Raw genomic sequence first — 19,141 nt, 5'->3', positions numbered from 1 at the left:
AAGAGAACTGATAAAAACAAATAAAGGAGATTAAATTATGTTAGATGAAATTTTACAAGTCATTTTTGATAAAGCAGATAAAAAAGAGTTAATCGATACGATAGAAAAGTTAATTAATGTTACTAACAATCGTTCAGAAACAAAAAAATGACTTATTATAAATTTTGATAAAACTAATTATGTTTTAGAAAAATTATTGAATATGAACGGAGAAATTAAATAATGCCAAATATAGAAAATCAATCAAATTATACATTAACTAAATTAATTAGAACTGGTATAAGTCCTATTTGTGCAATGATTGGTACAAGTGCTTATTATGGTCAAGTAATTGCAAATCCAGTATTAGGTTCAATTAATAGTTTATTATTTGGTAAAAAATTAGGTTTAGATATTTGAAATTTAAATCAAAGACCAAATACTAAAACAAAATTAATTAATAGTTCTAAAAAAATATTACTAGGTTTAGGAACAATCGGTTTAGCAAATTATAGTAAATGAACAGAAAATAATATTAATCCTATTATTCCAACAAAACCAACTCCAATAACTACTACAACTACAACTGAGGGTCCACCATGATTATTGTTAGATAAACAAGATAATCAGTCATTAATGGATTGAGATACATATATTAGTTTAAATGCTTATGGTATTTCAAATCTTATTAGTGGATTAACTGAGTTAATACCTAATAAATTTGAAACAATAAGAAAAATTTGTAATATGTCAACTGGTGGATGTTTGATTAGTACTGGTGTTGCTATGGGTATAAATAATAATTTTAATAATGCTTATGCAGTACCTACCATTATTGCTGGGGCATCTGAAATTATTCATAATTTATTACCTATGGAAACAAATCATCATGTTGAAGAAATGCAAGAAACAACATTTAATAATGAAACTACAAGATTAATTAATGATAATAGATTTTCAATTAATAGTGAAACAACCAGTCAATACGGTAGTGATAATATGAGCGAAGTACCATTAAATACTGATAATGCTTCATTAAATTGAGATTACAATCACATGAGTTTATAAAGGGGGTGAAAAGCAATGAATAAAGAAAAAATAATTGAATATTATAATCAAGAAATACAATCATATAAAGAAAGAATGGAACAATTAAATAAAGAAATATCTGTATTAGTAAAAATTATAAGTAATTCACAATCAATGATTGAAAGAATTAATGGTGGTCAATTTGATGAATAATTAAAAAATAAATAATTGAAAGGAAAATATTGAGATGAAAGAATTTTTACATGAATTAATAATTATTGGAACAAGTGTTGGAACATTAATTTGCAGAGAAATTATTGTTTTATTAAAAAGATTTATTACAACTCCAAAACATGTTAGAGCAAATAACAAAATTATAAAACATCAAAAAAAATTAGCAAAATTAAATGAAAAAATTAATAAAGGAGAAAAATAATATGACAAAAATTGAATTTAATGAAAAATATAGAAAAAATAATATCAAAATTGATAGAGATTTTGATTTAGATATAGGAAATTGTTTTAAATTTTCTGATATTGATATATTAGAAAATGCTGTTAATGATTATAAAAAACTAATAAGTGAAATGCCACAATTAGTTAAAGATTGATTATTGGGATAAGATTAGGAGAATGTTAAATGTTAGAAAATGAAAATAATGTTCAACAAACAACTGAACCTTTAACTGAAAATAATGCTTCTTCACAAGAAATAGAAAATAAAGTTAATGAAGCAGAAAATAAGTTAAATAAACTTAATCAAGAAATTAAAGAAAAAGAAATTATTAATATATTTAAAAAATATCAAGTTAAAACTGAATTTTATGATTATTTAAAATTTAAAACAAGTAATATAGAAAATTCAAAAATTGAAGAAACTATTAAAAAAATGATTAAAGAACAACCAGTATTTAAAGAAACAATTAATACAGGTGGCAAACCACAAACAATAATAACAAATCAACCAAATTCAATAAAAAGTACATTATTGGATTATAAAAATAAAAATAAATTATAAGGAAGGAAAATAAAAAATGGCAGTACCATTCAAACAAAATTTAGATAATACCGAAAAATTAGTAGAAGCACCAGAATTTATAGAATTTTTTAAACAATCAAATAGTCCGTGGGCAAGTTTTTTTCCTATCGAAATGGTTAATTCAACAAGAATTGAATTTATAGTTAAAAAACCAAAAGACCCAAAAGTTAAAGTTCTTCAATGAAATGATAAAAGTAAAAGAATAGATGTTGGATATGCTGATACAGATAAAATTATTAAAGAAATTACAGAAGAAGCCGTTGCTGGCGAAACAATTGCAGCAAAAGATTTATTAGCAGAAAATGGTCAAAATTTATTACAAAGTATGCAATATGAAGTTGCTAATGATTTAGCAGATTATTTAGCTAATAACAATACTAATGTAATTGCAAAATATGCAATTAAATTTATGATTGAAAAATCAACAGAACCAAAAGCACAAGCAATTAAATATGTAGAAGCAATGTTGGGGGCATGAAATACATTATTTCAATATAGAAATATTGCAAATTGTAGATTCTTTATTACTAATTCTCTTTATGATAGTATAGTTTATTTGGCAGATAATAAAGGTTTAATTACTGATAATGAAATTGCACAACAATTAAGATTAAATGGTAATGATTTATATATTAAAGGTGTTTTATGTCAAATTGTAATGGATGACTATATGACTTTTAAAAATGATAAAAATGATGATGAAATTATGTCATTTGTTTTAGCAACACCAAGAGCAATGAAAAGATATATGTTGCAAGATACAATTATTTATGTTCAAGAAGTGGCAGATGGTAAAGTTGGAAGAATGTATTTAGTTGGTGGAGAAGTTACAGGTCAAGCCATACCTTATATTTCTAATAATGAAACAACATCACGTTGAATGGCATGTGGAATTATTAATACTGATAAAACTGATTTAAAAACTAAAATTACAAATTTAACAACTGATATTACTGCAAATGTTAATAACAATAATAGTGAATTAAATACACAAATAAAAAGTACTAATGAACTTAAATCATTAAATCCAAATTTAACAAATCCAACTATTAAATATTTTAGTGACGCACAAGGAAAAACTAATGTAAGTAATCAAAAACAAAAAGCAGGTGACTTATATATAACTATTACTGCAAATGTTAATGACTTAAATTATAAAGGAACAACAAATCCAATTAAAATAACTCTTAAATAAAGGAAATTAATACCATGCCAATCGGTACAACTAGTACAGCAATACTTTTAAACATAAATAAACCAAAACATACTAGAACAAGTAACCAACAAGAAAATAAAAGTTTTTGATGAGAAATTTTAGAAATGATTGGTGTACAAGTTATAGCAGTAGCACTTGCTCCTTTTACTGGTGGATTAAGTGAAAGCGTAGCACTTGGATTAGGTGCAAGTGATTTAATTGCTAGTATTAGTGCTGTTGGTGTAGAGTTTTTAACTGATTTTACTATTAATCAAGTTTATGATTATTTAAAAGGAAATGTAACAAAATTAAATACTTTCTTTAATATACTTCCTGCATTTGCTGGACTTAATAAAATTAGTCGTGGTTATCGTACTACTAAATTTATTAAATTAGCAGAAAAAACTAAAACATTAGAACAAGTTGGAATTAAAGAAGCAAAAAACTTACAAGAAATTATAAGTCAAGTAAGTGGAAAAGAAATTTTAACAGATAAAATTATTGGTAATAAACGTTATTTAATGAATTATAGTTTTACTCCTAATCGTGAAACAGTATTACGAGATTTAGGTTATGTTGCTGAAAGACAATATAAAAATAATTTTCAAAAATTAGAAGCACAAGAGTTAAAAGATTACTTATTATTACAAAATACATTAACAAAATTAAGTCCTCAATTAACTCCAAAGTTTAAAATTAAAGATATTGAAAAAGCAAATAATTTTTTAAAAAAATATAATACTGATTTAAAAAAAGTACTATCTATGAATCAACATGATTGATTAAATTTAGTTCATACAATACATACAGAAAATAGATATGGAAAAACTTTAATTTTAGATTTACAAAAAATTCGTGCTAATGCTATTAAATTTAATTTTAAAAAAAGTTCAATTCATAAGATTGTTTTAAATGCAAATAAAATTTTTAAATATTTGGATATTAGATTTTATTTAAAAAAAGGTTTAAATAAATTTTGAAAAAATACATCATATTTTGAAAAATTACGAGAAAGTATATATAAATTACAAGAAAAATTTGAAAAGTTAGAAAAGCAAGCATTTGAGAAAATTAAAAAATTAAAAGAAAAAGCAACTGATTTATTTACTAGTGCAGAAAAAAGAGCAATTAAACATGCACAATTAATTCCATTAAATTCACCAGTATTTATGGGTTGTAAAATTCAACCTTTATCATTAGATAAATGTGCAATTACTATTTATTATCGTAATCCTAAATATAAACCAATTACAGTTGTTGATAGTATTCTTAAAGCAGAAACTTTTGTTGCTCAAATACATCCATTCCATTGATATCGTTGATATAGTGGTTGATACATTGGTTATGGAGTTAATCAAAATAAATGATTAAAAGCAATAGCATTTGCTCCGCCGGTTGTTCAACAAATAATTAGAGATAGTTTTAAAGTATATAGAGAAATATTTAGAATCGTAAGAACTTATCATAAAGTAGCAAATGTTATTAATAATCCTATTGAAAATATTAATAAATCATTTAAAAGTGTTGGTTTAAAATTTTCAGTAAATACTGTATTTGGTACTGGATTATTACATCATTTAGAAAAATTTGCATATAGTCAAGTTGTAAAAAAAGGTAAAAAGAAATTACAAAAAGAAATTATACATATATCACATAGAAAAACTAAAACAAAAACTAAACATTATAAAAAAGCATTTTTTAAGGAATGATAAAATATGATTAATAAACTTTGAACTGGTGTCAGTCTAGAAAATTATAATAACTGATATCCATTAACTGGAAAAATTACAGAAACACCACAGCAATATATACAAACATGACCAAATGTTAATGATTGATTTAAAACTTTTGCTATTCGTGCTCAAAATGATATTAATGCTTATCTTGGTTTTATTTTATCTAAATTTCCTTTTGATAGTTTTAAAGATGAATTAATTAAAGAAACATTAAGAGATATGGTTTTTGTAACCGCTGAACATTGAGTATTTAATCGTACACCAATTGAATTTAATGTTGATGCTACTATTCAGTTTAATAATGGTAGTCAATTTAGTGCAAATAGTATTCCTACAATTAATGTTTGAGATTTAGCACCAAGTAGAATGAAAATATTGGCAAGACTAACAGAATTAAAACAAATATTATCAAATTATAATGATGATGAAATAGATGTTGAAAAAATTGATTTAAAATCATTTTATACTAGAAATCAAGTTGATGAATTAATTGAACAGCAAAAAGAATTTACATTATCAAAACAAATTAAATTATATGATGATTTAGTTGATGATAATGAAAATGAAATATATAGAGGTCCTGTTAGTAAATTTGTTAATAAAGGTTATGTTGCAACTGATTATGATAAAGAAACTGAAACAATGATTTTAGATTGACCTGATGAAATTGGTACATTACCACCCGAAGCATTACAAAATAATCCACAAATTGGTGATTTTACTCATGCACCAACTTGTGATTTTTCGGCTAAACAACAAAAACGAATTACTACTAATGAAAATGAAATTACCAAATTAAATACTGAATTAATTAAAGCAAATGAAAATATTAATGATGTTAAAAATAATTGATTTAATATTGAAACTAGTCCTTTATGAAAAAAAGTTGAAAATAATAATATAGAAATATTTAAATGATATTTTATTAAAATCAGTTATCAATATTCAACAGAAAATAACTTTATGAAATTTTATAAAGTAATTAAAATTTATTTAAATAATGTTTTTAATAAATTTGAATTGCTAAATGTTGATTCCATGACGTATAGTGAACAAATCCAAAATAAAACAATTTTAAATACCGGAACAATTTACTATAACAATAAAAAGAAAGAATTTAGTGGTGGCGGTAATTCTTATCCTGAACGTGGAAAAATTAATTTAATTGGTGATATAGAAGAAATATATCAATATCAAGGAATAGATACACCAACTGAATTTATAGTAGAAGAAAATACTGAACGTGATTATTATACAAAACTAGAAACTAATAATTTATTAGATAAAAAACAAGATAAATTAATTGCTGGTGAAAATATTAAAATTGATGAAAAAACTAATACTATTAGTGCTACTGGTGGAAGTGGTGAATCATTATGATTAATAGACCCTAATTCGCCTAATATTATTCAACCTAAAGAAAAAAGAATTATTACTTCAAATAATACTAGAATTGTTTATATAGCAGACCCTACACAACCACAAGATGCTGTTAATTTAAGAACATTAAATAAAAATATCCCAGATTTAACTGATTATTATAAAAAAGAAGAAGTAGATAAAGAATTAGAAGATAAAATAGATAAAACACAATTTCAATATGCTTTTATTCTCAATACTTTTGGTACTGAAATTGCTAATTTAGAAACTAATGATAAAACTATTGCTGGTGCTATTAATGAATTAATTAAAAAAATAAAAGATTTAAAAATTGGTAAATGAAAAGATGTAGCCTTTAATATTAGTACTACTGGTATAAAAAATCAAGAAATTAGATATGATTGTAAAGAAAATAAATTATATCGTATATGATTTAATTTAAATCCAAGACAACAAAAAATAATATTACCAGATATTTATACATTTACTGATTTTGTTTATTCGTTAGGTTCTGGTATTCCACAAACTGTAACAGTATATAGTACTTATATAAAAGAGGGTGGAAGATTACAATTATTATGTTCAAGAAATGAAAATATTGATGTTTTTAAATGAGAAGACATGAATATTAGTGGTGGTAATTTATGAAAATTACAAGAATTGCAGGAATAATATTATGTTTTTTAAAATAATAAAAATTATTTTAGGTTTAATAGGAGTTTTATTATCTTCTGCTGTTGCTGGTTTAATTATATTTATTATAGTAAAAATTGTATTAAAAATTAATCAAATATTTTAAAAAAAGGTGGTGAATATTATGTTAGGTAGATTTTTAAGAAGAGATAAAAGCACTAATAATGAAGAAAAAACTAAATTAACTTTTTTAAAAGGTAAAAGTACACATGCTTCTATTTTAAGTTATTTTGGTTTTAATGATTTTAATCATGAAACATATTTTACTGATTTTGTAGCAGAAAATAATGCTAATTTATATAATGCTCCACTAGATATTAACAATGAAACTATTAAGCAGTATTTAATTCAACAAGAATTTTATAGAAAAAATTGAAATTCTATTTTTAAATTAAGTAAATTGGGAATTAGTGGTTATTTAATTTTTATTGCAAATGATGACTTATATTTTCAAGTAGTTGATATACAACAAAGAGTTTATGATATTACTGGTAAATTAATTCAATGTACTATTTTTTATGATAGTTATCAACAAAATGCACAAATTGTAAGATTATTTGAAGTTTATACATTAAATAATGAACAAGTAACTATTAATCGTGCAATTTATAGTGTTAATGATAGCAAAAAACAATTTCCACTAGATTTTAAATCGTTCATTAATAACCCTAATTTAGCACAAGAACAAATACTAAATATTAACTATATACCAATAGCAATTATGCGAAATAAAGCAAATGAATTAGCAGATTGTAATAAAGTAATGGATAAAATTAAAGCATTAGATGTTATTTATGAACAAATTGTTTTAGATACAATTTTAAACTCACCAAAGTTTATTTTTAATTCAACTTATGGTAATGTAAAAGATTTATTAGAAGATGCTGTAAGAATATTAGTTACTAAAAATTATATTTTTAAAAGTGGCGGAGATAATAACGAACAAAACGAAAATATCAATATGACAAGTAGTAATTTTAAAGGTAAAAATTTGACTGATATATACGATTGAAATGTTAATGAAATATTTAAACGTTGTGGCATTCATATTCCAAGTCAAAAGAAGTCAGCACAACAATCAGTTCCCGAAAGTACAGCTGTAAATATTTCAACTATTAATTATATTGAACAAAAGTTATGACAATTTAATATTGATATTCTTAAATTTATTCAAATATTAGTACGTTTAGATAAAGATTTATTAAATAGTAAAACATTTAACATTAATGATGAACAAGAAATTAATAATTTAACAGTGAGATTAAAATTATTTAATCCCGAAAATAACCAATTAATAGGAGAAAACAATGGACAATCAAAACAACAAACCACAAACGAAGTTTCCACAGAAACAAACTAAACTTAATCAAGCAGAAGTAGAAAATGATTATTTAATTGACAATATTCCTTATGACTTTACTAATCTTATGAGTAGCAAAGGTGACCCTGAGCTTAAAAGAGCATATGATGAATTTAAACTAAGAACTTTATATATTTATGAAATTGAACGTTTATTTAAAAATAATGAAAATAATAATTTAAGATTTTCAGCAAATACTATTAAAATTGGTTTTATTGATATTGATAAAGTATTAAAAACTACTGCTGCTGAAACATCAGACTTTACTATGCAATTAAATCAAAGAGCAAGTACAAATATTAATGATAATACTATTGAATATAGTATGACTGATATTAAAAATTTAATATTTCAAGAAATAAATTTATTAAATCAATTTAAGTTATATGCTGTATCTATTAATGAACCATTAACTGAAAATAATATTGATAATTTATATATCATTAATAACTATTCTCAACCTTATCAAAATCCAAAAACAAGAAGTACTAAAAGTATTACTATTATTAAAATTAAAGATTTTAAAACAAGAGATGGTTATCCAATTATTATTAAATTACAAAAACCATTAGACAAAGATACAAAAGTAATTGGTTTAAAAATTAAAGCCCCTAGAAGCATGATTTTCGGCAATATAAAGGTACTTGGTGAAGTTGACAATATGGAAGTATACCCAAAGTTATTTGTTAAAGATAAGATAGCATTTCCGCTATTATCAATGCCTATTGAAATTCAACCAAAAGTTAGAATATTACAACAATGATTTAGTGAACAAATATTACCATGAAATCTTGCAAAACAATTTATTGGACAAGAAAAATCAGTTTTAGATTTGATTAAAATTAGTACTGGAACTGAAACAAGAAGAGAAGTTATTAAAAACGCAAGAGTTACACATGCTTGATTAGGATATGAGTTTAGTAATGTTTTAGGTGGTAAATGACCACTAAAAAGTCAAAAAGAATTAAAAGATAAAGAAGTTTGAGATTTTGTAGGTGAAAGTCAATTTTATCAATATGTTGCAACTAATAATAGATTTGATGATATTGAAATTGAAATTAAAGATGCACCAACTAATGATAGTTTACAGCAACTTTTATTAGATATGCTAAGTTACACATATAACTATAATAGAAATTTTGAAGGTGCTACATATGATGATAAAGGTAGACCAGATAATGAAATTGCAAAGTTAAGAGCAAAATTTGAAGGACAAAAACCCGAAGAAGTAATAACTAACTTATTTAAACAATGAAAATTGGATTATCCGAATTATATAAATCTACCACAAGTTCATATTTTTAAGAAACTAGTAATTATGTTATCAAATAATATTTATTCAATTATGTCAATTAATAAAGGTTTAAATGATGATAATAAAATTTTGTTACCATATTATTTTGAATTAAAATCGAGTCCAATAAAACCTACTGGTAAAGATATTTGAAGATTTAAAGATACCAAAGTTATATTAAAATCTGAGTATTTTGATTTTACAGATATGAATAGCATTAAACTAAAAAATAACGACATTAGTCAAAATGAATTATTTAAACTAGATGATAATCAATTTAACTGATTATCTATTACAAATGAATTAGAAAGTAATAATATACCATCATTAATTCCTGCTGACTGAACATTAGGTAATGGTGAATATGGCAAATACTTTACAAGAGCAATTATTAATAAAAATAAAATTGAAAATGCTTTAAATTTATATGGTTCAAATAAATCTCAATTATTTTCTAAATTAGAATTTTATAAAGAAATTTCAAAAATTGATAATATTAGTGAATTTGAATTACAAATTGAAAATCCGATTAATAACTTAAATCGAATTGAAATTAGTGGCATATTTGGTACTGGAAATTATGATTTAGTTTTAATAACTGATAAACAAGAAATAAATTTAAATAATATTAATTTATTTGATAAATATAATGAAAATATTTCTTATATAAATTTAGAAATATAACTATTCAAAATAATTATCTGTATAAGTACCATCTCATTTTATATCTTCATCATGATGTTTAAATTTAGAAAAATATAAATCTGTTTTATTAGGATTATACCATTTATTTCATCAAATAGTTGTTGTTCCTAATACTTTTTCACCATTTGGTTTTAAATAATAATTTTCCATATTATGAGTAAGCACCCCCCATGATTAATCCTATTGTTCCAGTTGTTGCACCAGTTAGTGCTAATGCTAATGTTATTTTACTTAATTTTGTTTTTATTCATGTTTTCATAATAAATTTCTCCTTTTTTCCTTGATTTTACTTATAAATTGTACTGTTTTTGATTATTTTTACAAGTATGCTTTTAAATGCAAAATAACGCCTAAATTAAAGGCGTTTATTTTGTGATACCTATACTATTAATTATATGTAAATTGTTTACTATATAGCAAATGTGAAGATACTTTTTTTCACACTAGCATTATTTTTACCCCTAATTACATTTTTATATGGATACAAGGCATAAAATAATGCATCGTAAGGGTCTTGGTACATATTTTTATCAGGAATGTTAGTTTTGGTTTGGTCATAACGTAATTCTTCTAAACATTGAGTAGTTTTTGGTAAATCATTTTTATTAGCATAAAAGTTTCCATAACTCATAATATTTCTCATTCATACTACTCTATTAGTTAATCCGGCTTCTTGATTTAAATTTGAAGCATGTTTAATAGCAGTTTGTGTTATTAAAATAGTATTATGTTCATCTATTAATTTTTGATTTAATCAATCTATTGCTGTTCTTGCTTTATCATCATAAAAATAAATTGCTTGTTCAAAATTTTCAAAATTATCCATTAATCCTAAAATTTCATTAACATAACCATTAATTTTTTCATTTTCATTAACAAAATCATTTGGAGTAACTACTAATTCACAAATAATATAAGCATCATAATACCCAGTATTATTATATTCTTTAAATCCGACCACCATAAATACAGTATGGTCTTTGTGACCAGTTGCTCAATCAACACCAACTGAATAAAAATCAAATTTATACATATCTTTTTCTTGATTATAAAACTGTTTTAAATCATATGATTGTCAATATTTTACTGTTTTTTGAAAAGGAAAAATTGTTGCATCACTATCTAAAAATTCAAAACCATAATAAACAGTATTGAATTCATCAGGATTACTTTTTTTCATTTCTAATAATGTTCTTTTTTGAATGTCAGGTAATTTATTTCAAAAAGGTTGAATAGTAAATCTTAAAACAAATAAACCTAAACCACTAAATATGTCTTTATTTTCATAGTAAACTTTACCAACTTTTTTAAGATTTTCAATTATTTCATCATTTAATGGTAAAAATGGCGTACAGTATTTTAAATAAAATGGGTGATATTTATCATAAGGATTACATGTAAAAGTAATAAAGAAACTTTTATAAAAATAACGAGTAATTAATTTTCCAAAAGTAGGACTATATATATTTTTATCAATAAAAGTTCAACTTCATTCTTTAATTGGTTCATTTGAAACTTTAATACGATTACTTCTAAACATAGAATTTTGTAAACGCTCATATCTATATGTTAATTGCTTTTCTGTTAGTGTTTCTTTTTCTTCTGCCATTATTATTTCATCAGTACGTGAACCCAAAAAACTTGACCCACCCGCTTCTTTTCCAAAAATTTTATTACCATTAGCATAACCAATAAAATCAATTTGTTGATTATTAGGAAAAATAATACATCCACCATCTTTGGTTATTTTTCATTTAATACCATGTGGATTATTAGGTAATAAATTAATATTATATGTATCTAATAAAACTTGACAAACATTCATTAATGCACCAATTGTCGTTTCACTATGAGTATTTTCATATCTTCTTACTTCTTGAACACTACTATCACTAAAATTACAACATATAAATAAATCAAATGCTAAACAGTTTCAAGTTTTTCTTGTTCCACGTGCAGTTGGTACAAAACGATAAAAACAATTAGTTGTAAAAAATTCTGCTCATTCATCACTAACAAATTGTTTAAAAATATCTCAACTAAAACCATAATTATTATCACTAAAATTAAGATTATATTTTTTATTCAGTTGTGCATAACTACTAATAAAAGGCATATTTTACTCCCTAATTTTTATAAGCAATACAATTAAATTATAACAAACAAAATTTAGAAAGGAACATTAAAAAATGTTTATATTACCATTCTCTAATCATTTTGATTGAGATAAACATGATTTTAATCAAGATGAATTAAGTTTAAAACAAACAGAAGAATTATTTACAAAAATAGATGATTATTTATGAAGTACCTGTGATAAATCTGAATATAAATCATATAGATTTAGAAAACGAAAATTAAAAGCAAAAAAAGGTTTATTAAATTATAAACGACGTATTTGTACAAAATATAACCAAAAAACACAAAAAAATGAATTTGTTTCATTGCTAGATAATTATCTTGGTGTTAAAAAATATAGTAAACTTGCACCTAATGTTATTAAACAAATTTTAAAGTATTTTGCTGATGGAAAAAAGTATCGTGATGTTTGTGATACTTTTATTGATGATTTAATAAGTACTAGTACAGTTTGTAGAACCTATCAAAAATTTCAATTACCAAAAGCTAATATTCCTAAAATAGTATTAGAAAAAAATCAAACTTTATATATAAATATTGATGATGGACATAGAAAATTTAAGTTTAATGAAAAACACAATACTAAAAATTGTAAAAAATGTTCTATGAGATTATTAGTATTTTGTACTGGTAAAAAGAAAAATGGAAAATTAATTAATAAAAAAGCAGTTTGTAAAATAAGAGTATCAAAAACAGAAATTGGTGCTGAAAAAACAGCACAATTAATTAAAAAACATGGTAATTTATTTTTTGAAAATTTTGAACAAGCAAATTTAGTAGTTTGTGGAGATAGTGCAAAATGAATTAGAAAAACTGCTACAATTTTAAATGCTAAATTTATTTTAGATAAATTCCATGCTTTTCATGTTTTATTTCTTGGTATAATGGCTGGAAGAAGAAAAAATAAAATTGCTAAATTACACTATCAAAATGCAATAACTTTATTTGAAAAAGGCCAATATTATGAATTAATTGATTTTTTACAATCATTAGCTTTACAATATAAAAAATTAAAAGTTGGTTATTTTATTAATGCAAAAGATGGTGTATTAAACCAAGCACTAGTTGAAAATATTGGTTGCTTTACTGAAACTAATATTAAACAAATTTTAAAGCATATGATTGGTGATAGAACCTATAATATTGATATGTATACAAAAATGGTTAATTTTAAATGCTATCAAATAAATACTACCATCCAGTTATTATAAATTAAAATTAAAGATTTTAAAAAACCAAAAATAAAATAAAACTTATTAAAGTAACTATTAATAAGAATTTTTGAATTATAAAAGTAAGTATTATTATTGACTAATATTTTACAAGTGTTAAGATTAACATACAATTGCATATTGAAGTCAAAATTATTCTCGTCTAACTTTATAATTTTAAGACAAATTTGAATATTATTGACAACATCGGTATGCTCCCTCTTTTTTCTTTAAGTTAAAATAATATGTTGATTTAGATATTTTCAAAAAACGACACATTGTGCGAATTTTATATTTAACTTTATTTTTAGCAATAATTTCTACTTTCTGCCTATTATTAGTGCTGCTTGCTTTAAAATATCATTTTCCATTCTTAATTGTTTTAATTCTTTTCTTAATTTAATTAATTCATTTTCTTCAACAGAACGATTATCTTTAGTTTTAAAACTACCTGAATTAGTAAATTGCTTAATTCAATTATAAGTAGCTGCTCTTGTAACATTGTACTCTTTAGCAAGACAAGACACTGACTTACCGCTTTGATATAAAGCTACTATTTGTTTTTTAAATTCATCTGAATATGAGTTAATATTGGCCATAATTATACTTCCTTTCTTTTCACTAATTTGTTCACTTGTCTACGTAATTAGTGTCCAATAAAGTGTAACCCATCCAAATTTGTTTCAAGTTAAAAATGGTAGGGGTGGTAATTTTGGTTTGCAATTTGAGTTAAATTTTGAAATTGATAAACCTTTAAGTTTTTATATTCAAGGATTTATGTTTTATTTTAATTGATTAAATTTTGATACATTTACTGGTGATTTTACTTTTAGTTTTTTAGATTATGTTGGTGATACTAAATATGCTTTTAAAGGTGCAATTGATAATAATACTTTTAGTCAAAATTTATATAATTTTGTTACTATTCCGGTTCGTGTTCCTAATTTAAGACATTTAACTGTATTTTTTGATATTCATGGTACTAATACGCATAGTGTTAGACCTAGTGTTAATTTTGGTCAAATTAATATTTTTTCAAGTGAAAATATAACACCAGTGCCACCAAATAGTCCTTTTAATCCAGAATATGAAAGACCAAGTTGATATGATGTTTTTGCTCATTTGCGTAATGCTTTTAGATGAGTGCTTTATGGTGTTATTGGTAAGGTTTTACCAGTTGAGCCATTAAGACAGTTTCTTTTTACAACAGATAGTTTATTACGGCATATTTTTTCAGATACTATTAGTACTGCTTTAAATGTTGATATTGTTAGTGCAATAGAAAATATTATACCTTTGTGATTATTTGTTAGAGCAATTAGTTTAATTATAGGTTAGGAGTTGAAATAATGCCTTGATATGGTTATGTGTTATTAGTTATAGGTTTGATTATAATTATTTATCCAATTTGTATAACTATTCGTAATGTTAAAATTTTAAAACGTGTAGGTAGTTATATTATTTCAGCACCACCACGTACTGGTAAATCTGCTCTTGATTAAGTAACACAATTCATTAAGTAACACAATTCACCGCAAGATAATTTATTAATTATTTTGTTTTTTGTGTTATGATTAGTTTGTTAGTAAAAATATATAAAATTATTAAAAATGAATTAAAAATTCAAAATATTTTTGATTTTTCAAAAATTATTTTTGAAATGTTTCAAAAACCAGTTACTTCTTCATTGCCTTTAACGAAAATTGTAAATCAAATTTTTGATGAAAATGATTCAATGCAATATTTAAACGAAATTGAAAAAAATATTGATAGTAATATTGAAATGATTAAAAAGTTAAAACAAAAATTGCAAGAAATTTTAAACGATAATGATGTTTCAAAAAAGGAAACGTTAATGCAAGTAGAAAGTTTTAATAATTCTCATAAAACAGAAACAAAGAAAACAAATGTTAAAAAAAGAAAAAATAAGAAAAAAGACAACAAAAAAAATGAACATTTAAAATTTATTAATACTAATGAAACAGATAATTCAGAATCATCTACAACAAGTAGTTCAACGTCTTTACTTGAAAAAGATATTACTAAAATTAATGCTATTTTAGAAGAAAAGGACATTAAAGAACAAAGTATAAAACAAGAAAATGATGCAAAAGAAGAAAAAACAGAAATTTTAAGTCAAGATCAAATTTTACAAGCAAAAATTAATCAATTAGAAGCACAATTAAAGCAAACACAAGAAGAATTGGATAAAACAAAAGTTAAATCTGCAGAAGAAACAGCAATATTAGAACAACAATTAATAGCAGAAAAGCAAAAAGTACAACTATTAATTGATGAAACTAAATTTTTAGTTTCTAAAGTTGCTACTTTAGAAAGAGAGAAAACAAAGTTAGAAAAAATTAAACAACAAAATAGTGTAAAAATAAATCAAATAGGTAATAATTTAGAAAAAGTGCAAAAAAAATTGAGAAATATTCGTGATCAAAAAAATAAAAGTATTGAAAGATTAATAAAAAAAGAGTTCGCGTTAGTTTCAGAAAAAGAAAGATTAGAAAGTAGAAATTATAAAAATAACCAAGATTTAGAAAAATTAAATCAAGAATTATCAAAAACACAACAAACATTAATAACAGTAGAAGATAAAAATCAAAAATTGGTTACGGAAGTTAATCAATTAAAGGAAGAAAAAATAAAACTAGAAACTATTCAACAAGAAAATGGCATGCAAATAAAGGAGAAAGAAAAAAATATTTCTTTACTAGAAGATAAATTAACAAAGATTGGTAATCAAACAACTGAAGAAGTTCAAAAACTACTTAAAGAAAAAAACAATTAGTTTTAGAAAAAGAAAAGTTAGAAACTTTAAATAAAAAAGGTAGTCAGAAGTTGACAAATTTAAATAAAAAAAATACAAGTGTTATCACAGTATAATCAAAATTTAGTGGCATTTACTGATAGTTATGATATAAAATCTTGTATTCATATTAACCCAGTTATTGAAAAAAAATAGTATCAAAAACATTAGTAGTTAGTGAAATGATGGAAGTAGTTGCACCAGTATCAGTTTTAGTACCTACGGGTCAACAATTTTCAGTTGAAACTGAAAATTGAAAAGACGTTCATAGTGCTAATGAATTAACACTAGGATTTTGTTTACAACCAAAATTATTTACAATGTAATTAGTATTATTATTTCGTATAAATAAGAATCATTAAAATTATGTTATAGTTTATATAGAGGTGATCATATAGTGAACAATGAGGTACTAAAAACAATTTTATTCAAGAAAGAAATAACTATCAAAGATAGAATATTATTTAAAACAATTTTTGAGGTTTTAAGTACTCTTTTTACTAATGAAGATGGTGTATCAATATTAAAAATTGGTTATAAAATAAATGATTATCAACAAGTTTGATTTTTAACGATTAGTCCAAATAGCGAAAAAGAAGAAGTAATTAAAACAGGATATGCAAATTTTTTGTCAGAAGATTGAAATGTTATTTATCAATTTAATAGTACCAGTACAAGTGAAAAAAGAAAACAATTGGGTGAAAAATATATTAAAGATAAAGTAGAATTTGTTACTTTTGTAAAAATAAAAGAAAAATCAAAAGGCATTGGTTATCATTTTATAGGTATATTTGTTTTTGATGATTATCGTAACAAAGATTATAAAACAATGGTTTTTAAAAAAATTAAAGAGAGGCTTTTTGCAATTATTACAGGATTAAAATTACTATTGCGATCTCGTGGTACATCAATCTCAATTTTACCTTGTTGAGTTATTAATTTTTTTGAACTTATACCATTACGAGCATTGTCACTATTACTATGTTGATTCTTATCATATCCTAAATAATTTTGCATCTCAGAATTCAACATTTTTTCTACTAATCTTTTTGTTAATTCTTTATACAAACCTCCCTCTTTAAAAACTGTTGTTAAATCTTCAGTATTTTCTAATAATAAATCTACTGCTTTTGATATTGGAACATTATTATTAATATTTTGCTTTTTAGCCATCTGTAATTCACTCTTTCTAGGTTTATTATAGAATTAATTAAACATAGTTATTTTTGTAAGTTACACAGATTACTAAACATTACCATTAAAGATATTTATAAAGATATATGTTTAGTTTGATTTTCACTTTCTTCTTCAAAAATAGTAATATTATTAATATTAATTTCTTGTATCTTTTTTTTCAATGGTTTTGAAATAATTTTTCTATTTGAAAAAACTGTTGATGTATTTTTAGTTGGTTGTTCAACAGCTATTATTTTAGTAGTAGATGTAGTAGTTTGATAATTAGTAGTGGGGTAGTACATATAGTTTGAATCCATAGGTTGTAAATATTGATATTCATTATCAAAATTATTACTAAAGAATTTAATACAGCAGTTTCATAACATTTTCTTTTTTCCTTTTCTTTTTGAATATTTGAACACTATCTAAAACTAAATAATTGCATTATTTAATTTTAATAGTTTATAATTATAATAATAACAAAGTTTATTTAAAGGTGAATATAATGTTACGTAGTAGTAATATTTTAAAAATTAATAGTATTAATAATTTTGAACAATTATTTATTTTTTTTGGTTTACCAGTTCTTTTTTTACTTTTAATTATGAAATTAACTTTTTTAATTACTATTAATTTTCATAAAAATAGTATTAATAATAAAAAAATATTTAATAAAACAAAAATCATTATTCTTCAATTTAGTTTATGATTTTTAGCACAATTTTGTTTATTTTTATTACCAGTTCAAGAAATGGTAATTAATATTAATTTTTTAGATTTAGAAAGTTTACCAATGCTATCATTGATTTCGATTTTACATTTATTTATTTGTTTTAGTTTTTTAAGCCGTAATAATAATCAAATTATGAAAGTGATGCGTTTTACTATTTTGTGAATTATTATAATTGCTATTATTTTACAATTTAATTTTACTATGATTAAAATATCATTACCATCAATAAATAACTTTATTTCAGTACTAATTTTAGTGTTCTTTTACTATTGATTAGGTTTCTTTTCATGAAAAATGTTTAGTGATAATTTATTTACAATTTTTAATTTAATTAAAAAAACTTGAGTAACATTATTTAGTAATTCTTCATTACCCAATATTATTAATAAACAATTTCCAGTAAAAGCATATACTAAAACTAAAATTATCATTTTAATATGGCAATTTAAAAAACAAATGTTTACTAATTTTGACCACCAAGTTTCTATTACTGATAATAATAAAAAACTTTTAATTGCTATTTTTAAGAAGAATTTAACTTATTTTTTAAGTGCCCAATTAACACTACTTATTACTAAAACTATTCAAGATTTAAAAACTTTAATTAATGGTTGAAAAATGGCTTTAATTCAATAACTTTTTTTGTTTTAAAATTTA

Annotated in this window: 22 protein-coding genes and 2 pseudogenes; 19 read left to right on the top strand and 5 right to left on the bottom strand. The window is 22.9% G+C overall.

What is annotated here, in order from left to right; genetic code table 4:
• Positions 1-37: 37 nt before the first annotated feature.
• From ACXUB0_RS01530 to ACXUB0_RS01475, 12 genes are read left to right on the top strand one after another with little or no spacing between them, the layout of a single operon-like run.
• Entirely contained in the window at positions 38-223 is a 186-nt protein-coding gene (locus ACXUB0_RS01530; RefSeq protein WP_458257529.1) for a hypothetical protein, read from the top strand.
• Positions 223-1,047, top strand: coding sequence for a hypothetical protein (locus ACXUB0_RS01525; RefSeq protein WP_458257528.1), 825 nt, complete (start codon positions 223-225; stop codon positions 1,045-1,047). Before ACXUB0_RS01530 ends, ACXUB0_RS01525 begins: the two co-directional genes overlap by 1 nt.
• Before the next feature lie 15 nt (positions 1,048-1,062).
• A complete protein-coding gene (locus ACXUB0_RS01520) occupies positions 1,063-1,221 on the top strand; it encodes a hypothetical protein (RefSeq protein ID WP_458257360.1) in 159 nt (52 codons plus the stop codon).
• A 34-nt stretch (positions 1,222-1,255) separates the two neighbouring features.
• The gene (locus ACXUB0_RS01515; protein ID WP_174481134.1) at positions 1,256-1,444 is read left to right on the top strand and encodes a hypothetical protein; all 189 of its coding nucleotides are present in this window, start codon (positions 1,256-1,258) and stop codon (positions 1,442-1,444) included.
• A 1-nt stretch (position 1,445) separates the two neighbouring features.
• Complete coding sequence (locus ACXUB0_RS01510) at positions 1,446-1,631, top strand: hypothetical protein (RefSeq protein ID WP_458257413.1); 186 nt, start codon at positions 1,446-1,448, stop codon at positions 1,629-1,631.
• A 17-nt stretch (positions 1,632-1,648) separates the two neighbouring features.
• Positions 1,649-2,026: a hypothetical protein gene (locus ACXUB0_RS01505; RefSeq protein WP_458257496.1), complete on the top strand. Its 378-nt coding sequence runs from the start codon at positions 1,649-1,651 to the stop codon at positions 2,024-2,026.
• Positions 2,027-2,042: 16 nt separating this feature from the next.
• Positions 2,043-3,242: a hypothetical protein gene (locus ACXUB0_RS01500; RefSeq protein ID WP_458257497.1), complete on the top strand. Its 1,200-nt coding sequence runs from the start codon at positions 2,043-2,045 to the stop codon at positions 3,240-3,242.
• Between the two features lie 14 nt (positions 3,243-3,256).
• Complete coding sequence (locus ACXUB0_RS01495) at positions 3,257-4,954, top strand: hypothetical protein (RefSeq protein ID WP_458257527.1); 1,698 nt, start codon at positions 3,257-3,259, stop codon at positions 4,952-4,954.
• A 3-nt stretch (positions 4,955-4,957) separates the two neighbouring features.
• On the top strand, positions 4,958-7,030 hold the full coding sequence (locus tag ACXUB0_RS01490; protein ID WP_458257526.1) for a hypothetical protein: 2,073 nt from the start codon (positions 4,958-4,960) through the stop codon (positions 7,028-7,030).
• Between the two features lie 4 nt (positions 7,031-7,034).
• Positions 7,035-7,157 carry a hypothetical protein gene (locus ACXUB0_RS01485; RefSeq protein ID WP_255495889.1) on the top strand — a complete coding sequence of 41 codons (123 nt, stop codon included), beginning with the start codon at positions 7,035-7,037 and terminating at the stop codon, positions 7,155-7,157.
• Positions 7,158-7,175: 18 nt separating this feature from the next.
• Complete coding sequence (locus ACXUB0_RS01480; protein ID WP_458257525.1) at positions 7,176-8,411, top strand: hypothetical protein; 1,236 nt, start codon at positions 7,176-7,178, stop codon at positions 8,409-8,411.
• Complete coding sequence (locus ACXUB0_RS01475; protein WP_458257524.1) at positions 8,359-10,389, top strand: hypothetical protein; 2,031 nt, start codon at positions 8,359-8,361, stop codon at positions 10,387-10,389. The genes ACXUB0_RS01480 and ACXUB0_RS01475 overlap by 53 nt, the downstream gene beginning before the upstream one ends.
• Here the strand turns inward: ACXUB0_RS01475 and ACXUB0_RS01470 are convergent, their stop codons facing one another.
• Both ACXUB0_RS01470 and ACXUB0_RS01465 read right to left on the bottom strand, forming a co-directional pair.
• Entirely contained in the window at positions 10,390-10,560 is a 171-nt protein-coding gene (locus tag ACXUB0_RS01470; protein WP_458257523.1) for a hypothetical protein, read from the bottom strand. It abuts the gene before it with no gap.
• 259 nt (positions 10,561-10,819) lie between these two features.
• A complete protein-coding gene (locus tag ACXUB0_RS01465; protein ID WP_458257522.1) occupies positions 10,820-12,526 on the bottom strand; it encodes a hypothetical protein in 1,707 nt (568 codons plus the stop codon).
• A gap of 73 nt (positions 12,527-12,599) precedes the next feature.
• Here ACXUB0_RS01465 and ACXUB0_RS01460 point away from each other — a divergent pair, with 73 nt between their 5' ends.
• Positions 12,600-13,760, top strand: coding sequence for an Mbov_0401 family ICE element transposase-like protein (locus ACXUB0_RS01460; protein ID WP_458257521.1), 1,161 nt, complete (start codon positions 12,600-12,602; stop codon positions 13,758-13,760).
• A 320-nt stretch (positions 13,761-14,080) separates the two neighbouring features.
• Here the strand turns inward: ACXUB0_RS01460 and ACXUB0_RS01455 are convergent, their stop codons facing one another.
• Positions 14,081-14,359 (bottom strand): transposase, encoded by a 279-nt coding sequence (locus ACXUB0_RS01455; protein ID WP_353306568.1) that lies wholly within the window; start codon positions 14,357-14,359, stop codon positions 14,081-14,083.
• Between the two features lie 118 nt (positions 14,360-14,477).
• Between ACXUB0_RS01455 and ACXUB0_RS01450 the strand changes: the two genes are divergently transcribed.
• The 5 genes and pseudogenes from ACXUB0_RS01450 to ACXUB0_RS01430 all read left to right on the top strand — a co-directional run.
• Positions 14,478-15,098, top strand: coding sequence for a hypothetical protein (locus ACXUB0_RS01450; RefSeq protein WP_458257520.1), 621 nt, complete (start codon positions 14,478-14,480; stop codon positions 15,096-15,098).
• Positions 15,099-15,109: 11 nt separating this feature from the next.
• Positions 15,110-15,262: a hypothetical protein gene (locus ACXUB0_RS01445; RefSeq protein ID WP_458257519.1), complete on the top strand. Its 153-nt coding sequence runs from the start codon at positions 15,110-15,112 to the stop codon at positions 15,260-15,262.
• A 68-nt stretch (positions 15,263-15,330) separates the two neighbouring features.
• A complete protein-coding gene (locus ACXUB0_RS01440; RefSeq protein WP_458257518.1) occupies positions 15,331-16,557 on the top strand; it encodes a hypothetical protein in 1,227 nt (408 codons plus the stop codon).
• 200 nt (positions 16,558-16,757) lie between these two features.
• A complete protein-coding gene (locus tag ACXUB0_RS01435; RefSeq protein WP_458257517.1) occupies positions 16,758-16,901 on the top strand; it encodes a hypothetical protein in 144 nt (47 codons plus the stop codon).
• A gap of 71 nt (positions 16,902-16,972) precedes the next feature.
• A pseudogene (locus ACXUB0_RS01430) lies at positions 16,973-17,371 on the top strand (hypothetical protein); the annotation flags it as partial.
• Positions 17,372-17,433: 62 nt separating this feature from the next.
• On the opposite strand, the pseudogene ACXUB0_RS01425 reads toward ACXUB0_RS01430, so the two are convergent.
• Positions 17,434-17,748 (bottom strand): annotated as a pseudogene (locus ACXUB0_RS01425) (transposase); the annotation flags it as partial.
• A gap of 95 nt (positions 17,749-17,843) precedes the next feature.
• Complete coding sequence (locus ACXUB0_RS01420; protein WP_338959720.1) at positions 17,844-18,137, bottom strand: hypothetical protein; 294 nt, start codon at positions 18,135-18,137, stop codon at positions 17,844-17,846.
• Positions 18,138-18,256: 119 nt separating this feature from the next.
• Here ACXUB0_RS01420 and ACXUB0_RS01415 point away from each other — a divergent pair, with 119 nt between their 5' ends.
• Positions 18,257-19,120 carry a hypothetical protein gene (locus ACXUB0_RS01415; protein ID WP_458257516.1) on the top strand — a complete coding sequence of 288 codons (864 nt, stop codon included), beginning with the start codon at positions 18,257-18,259 and terminating at the stop codon, positions 19,118-19,120.
• Positions 19,121-19,141 lie beyond the last annotated feature (21 nt).

The organism is Spiroplasma endosymbiont of Dactylopius coccus, assembly GCF_977110965.1.
Note: the sequence above shows the minus strand (reverse complement) of the source record. Positions and strands in the feature narration are given on the sequence as shown.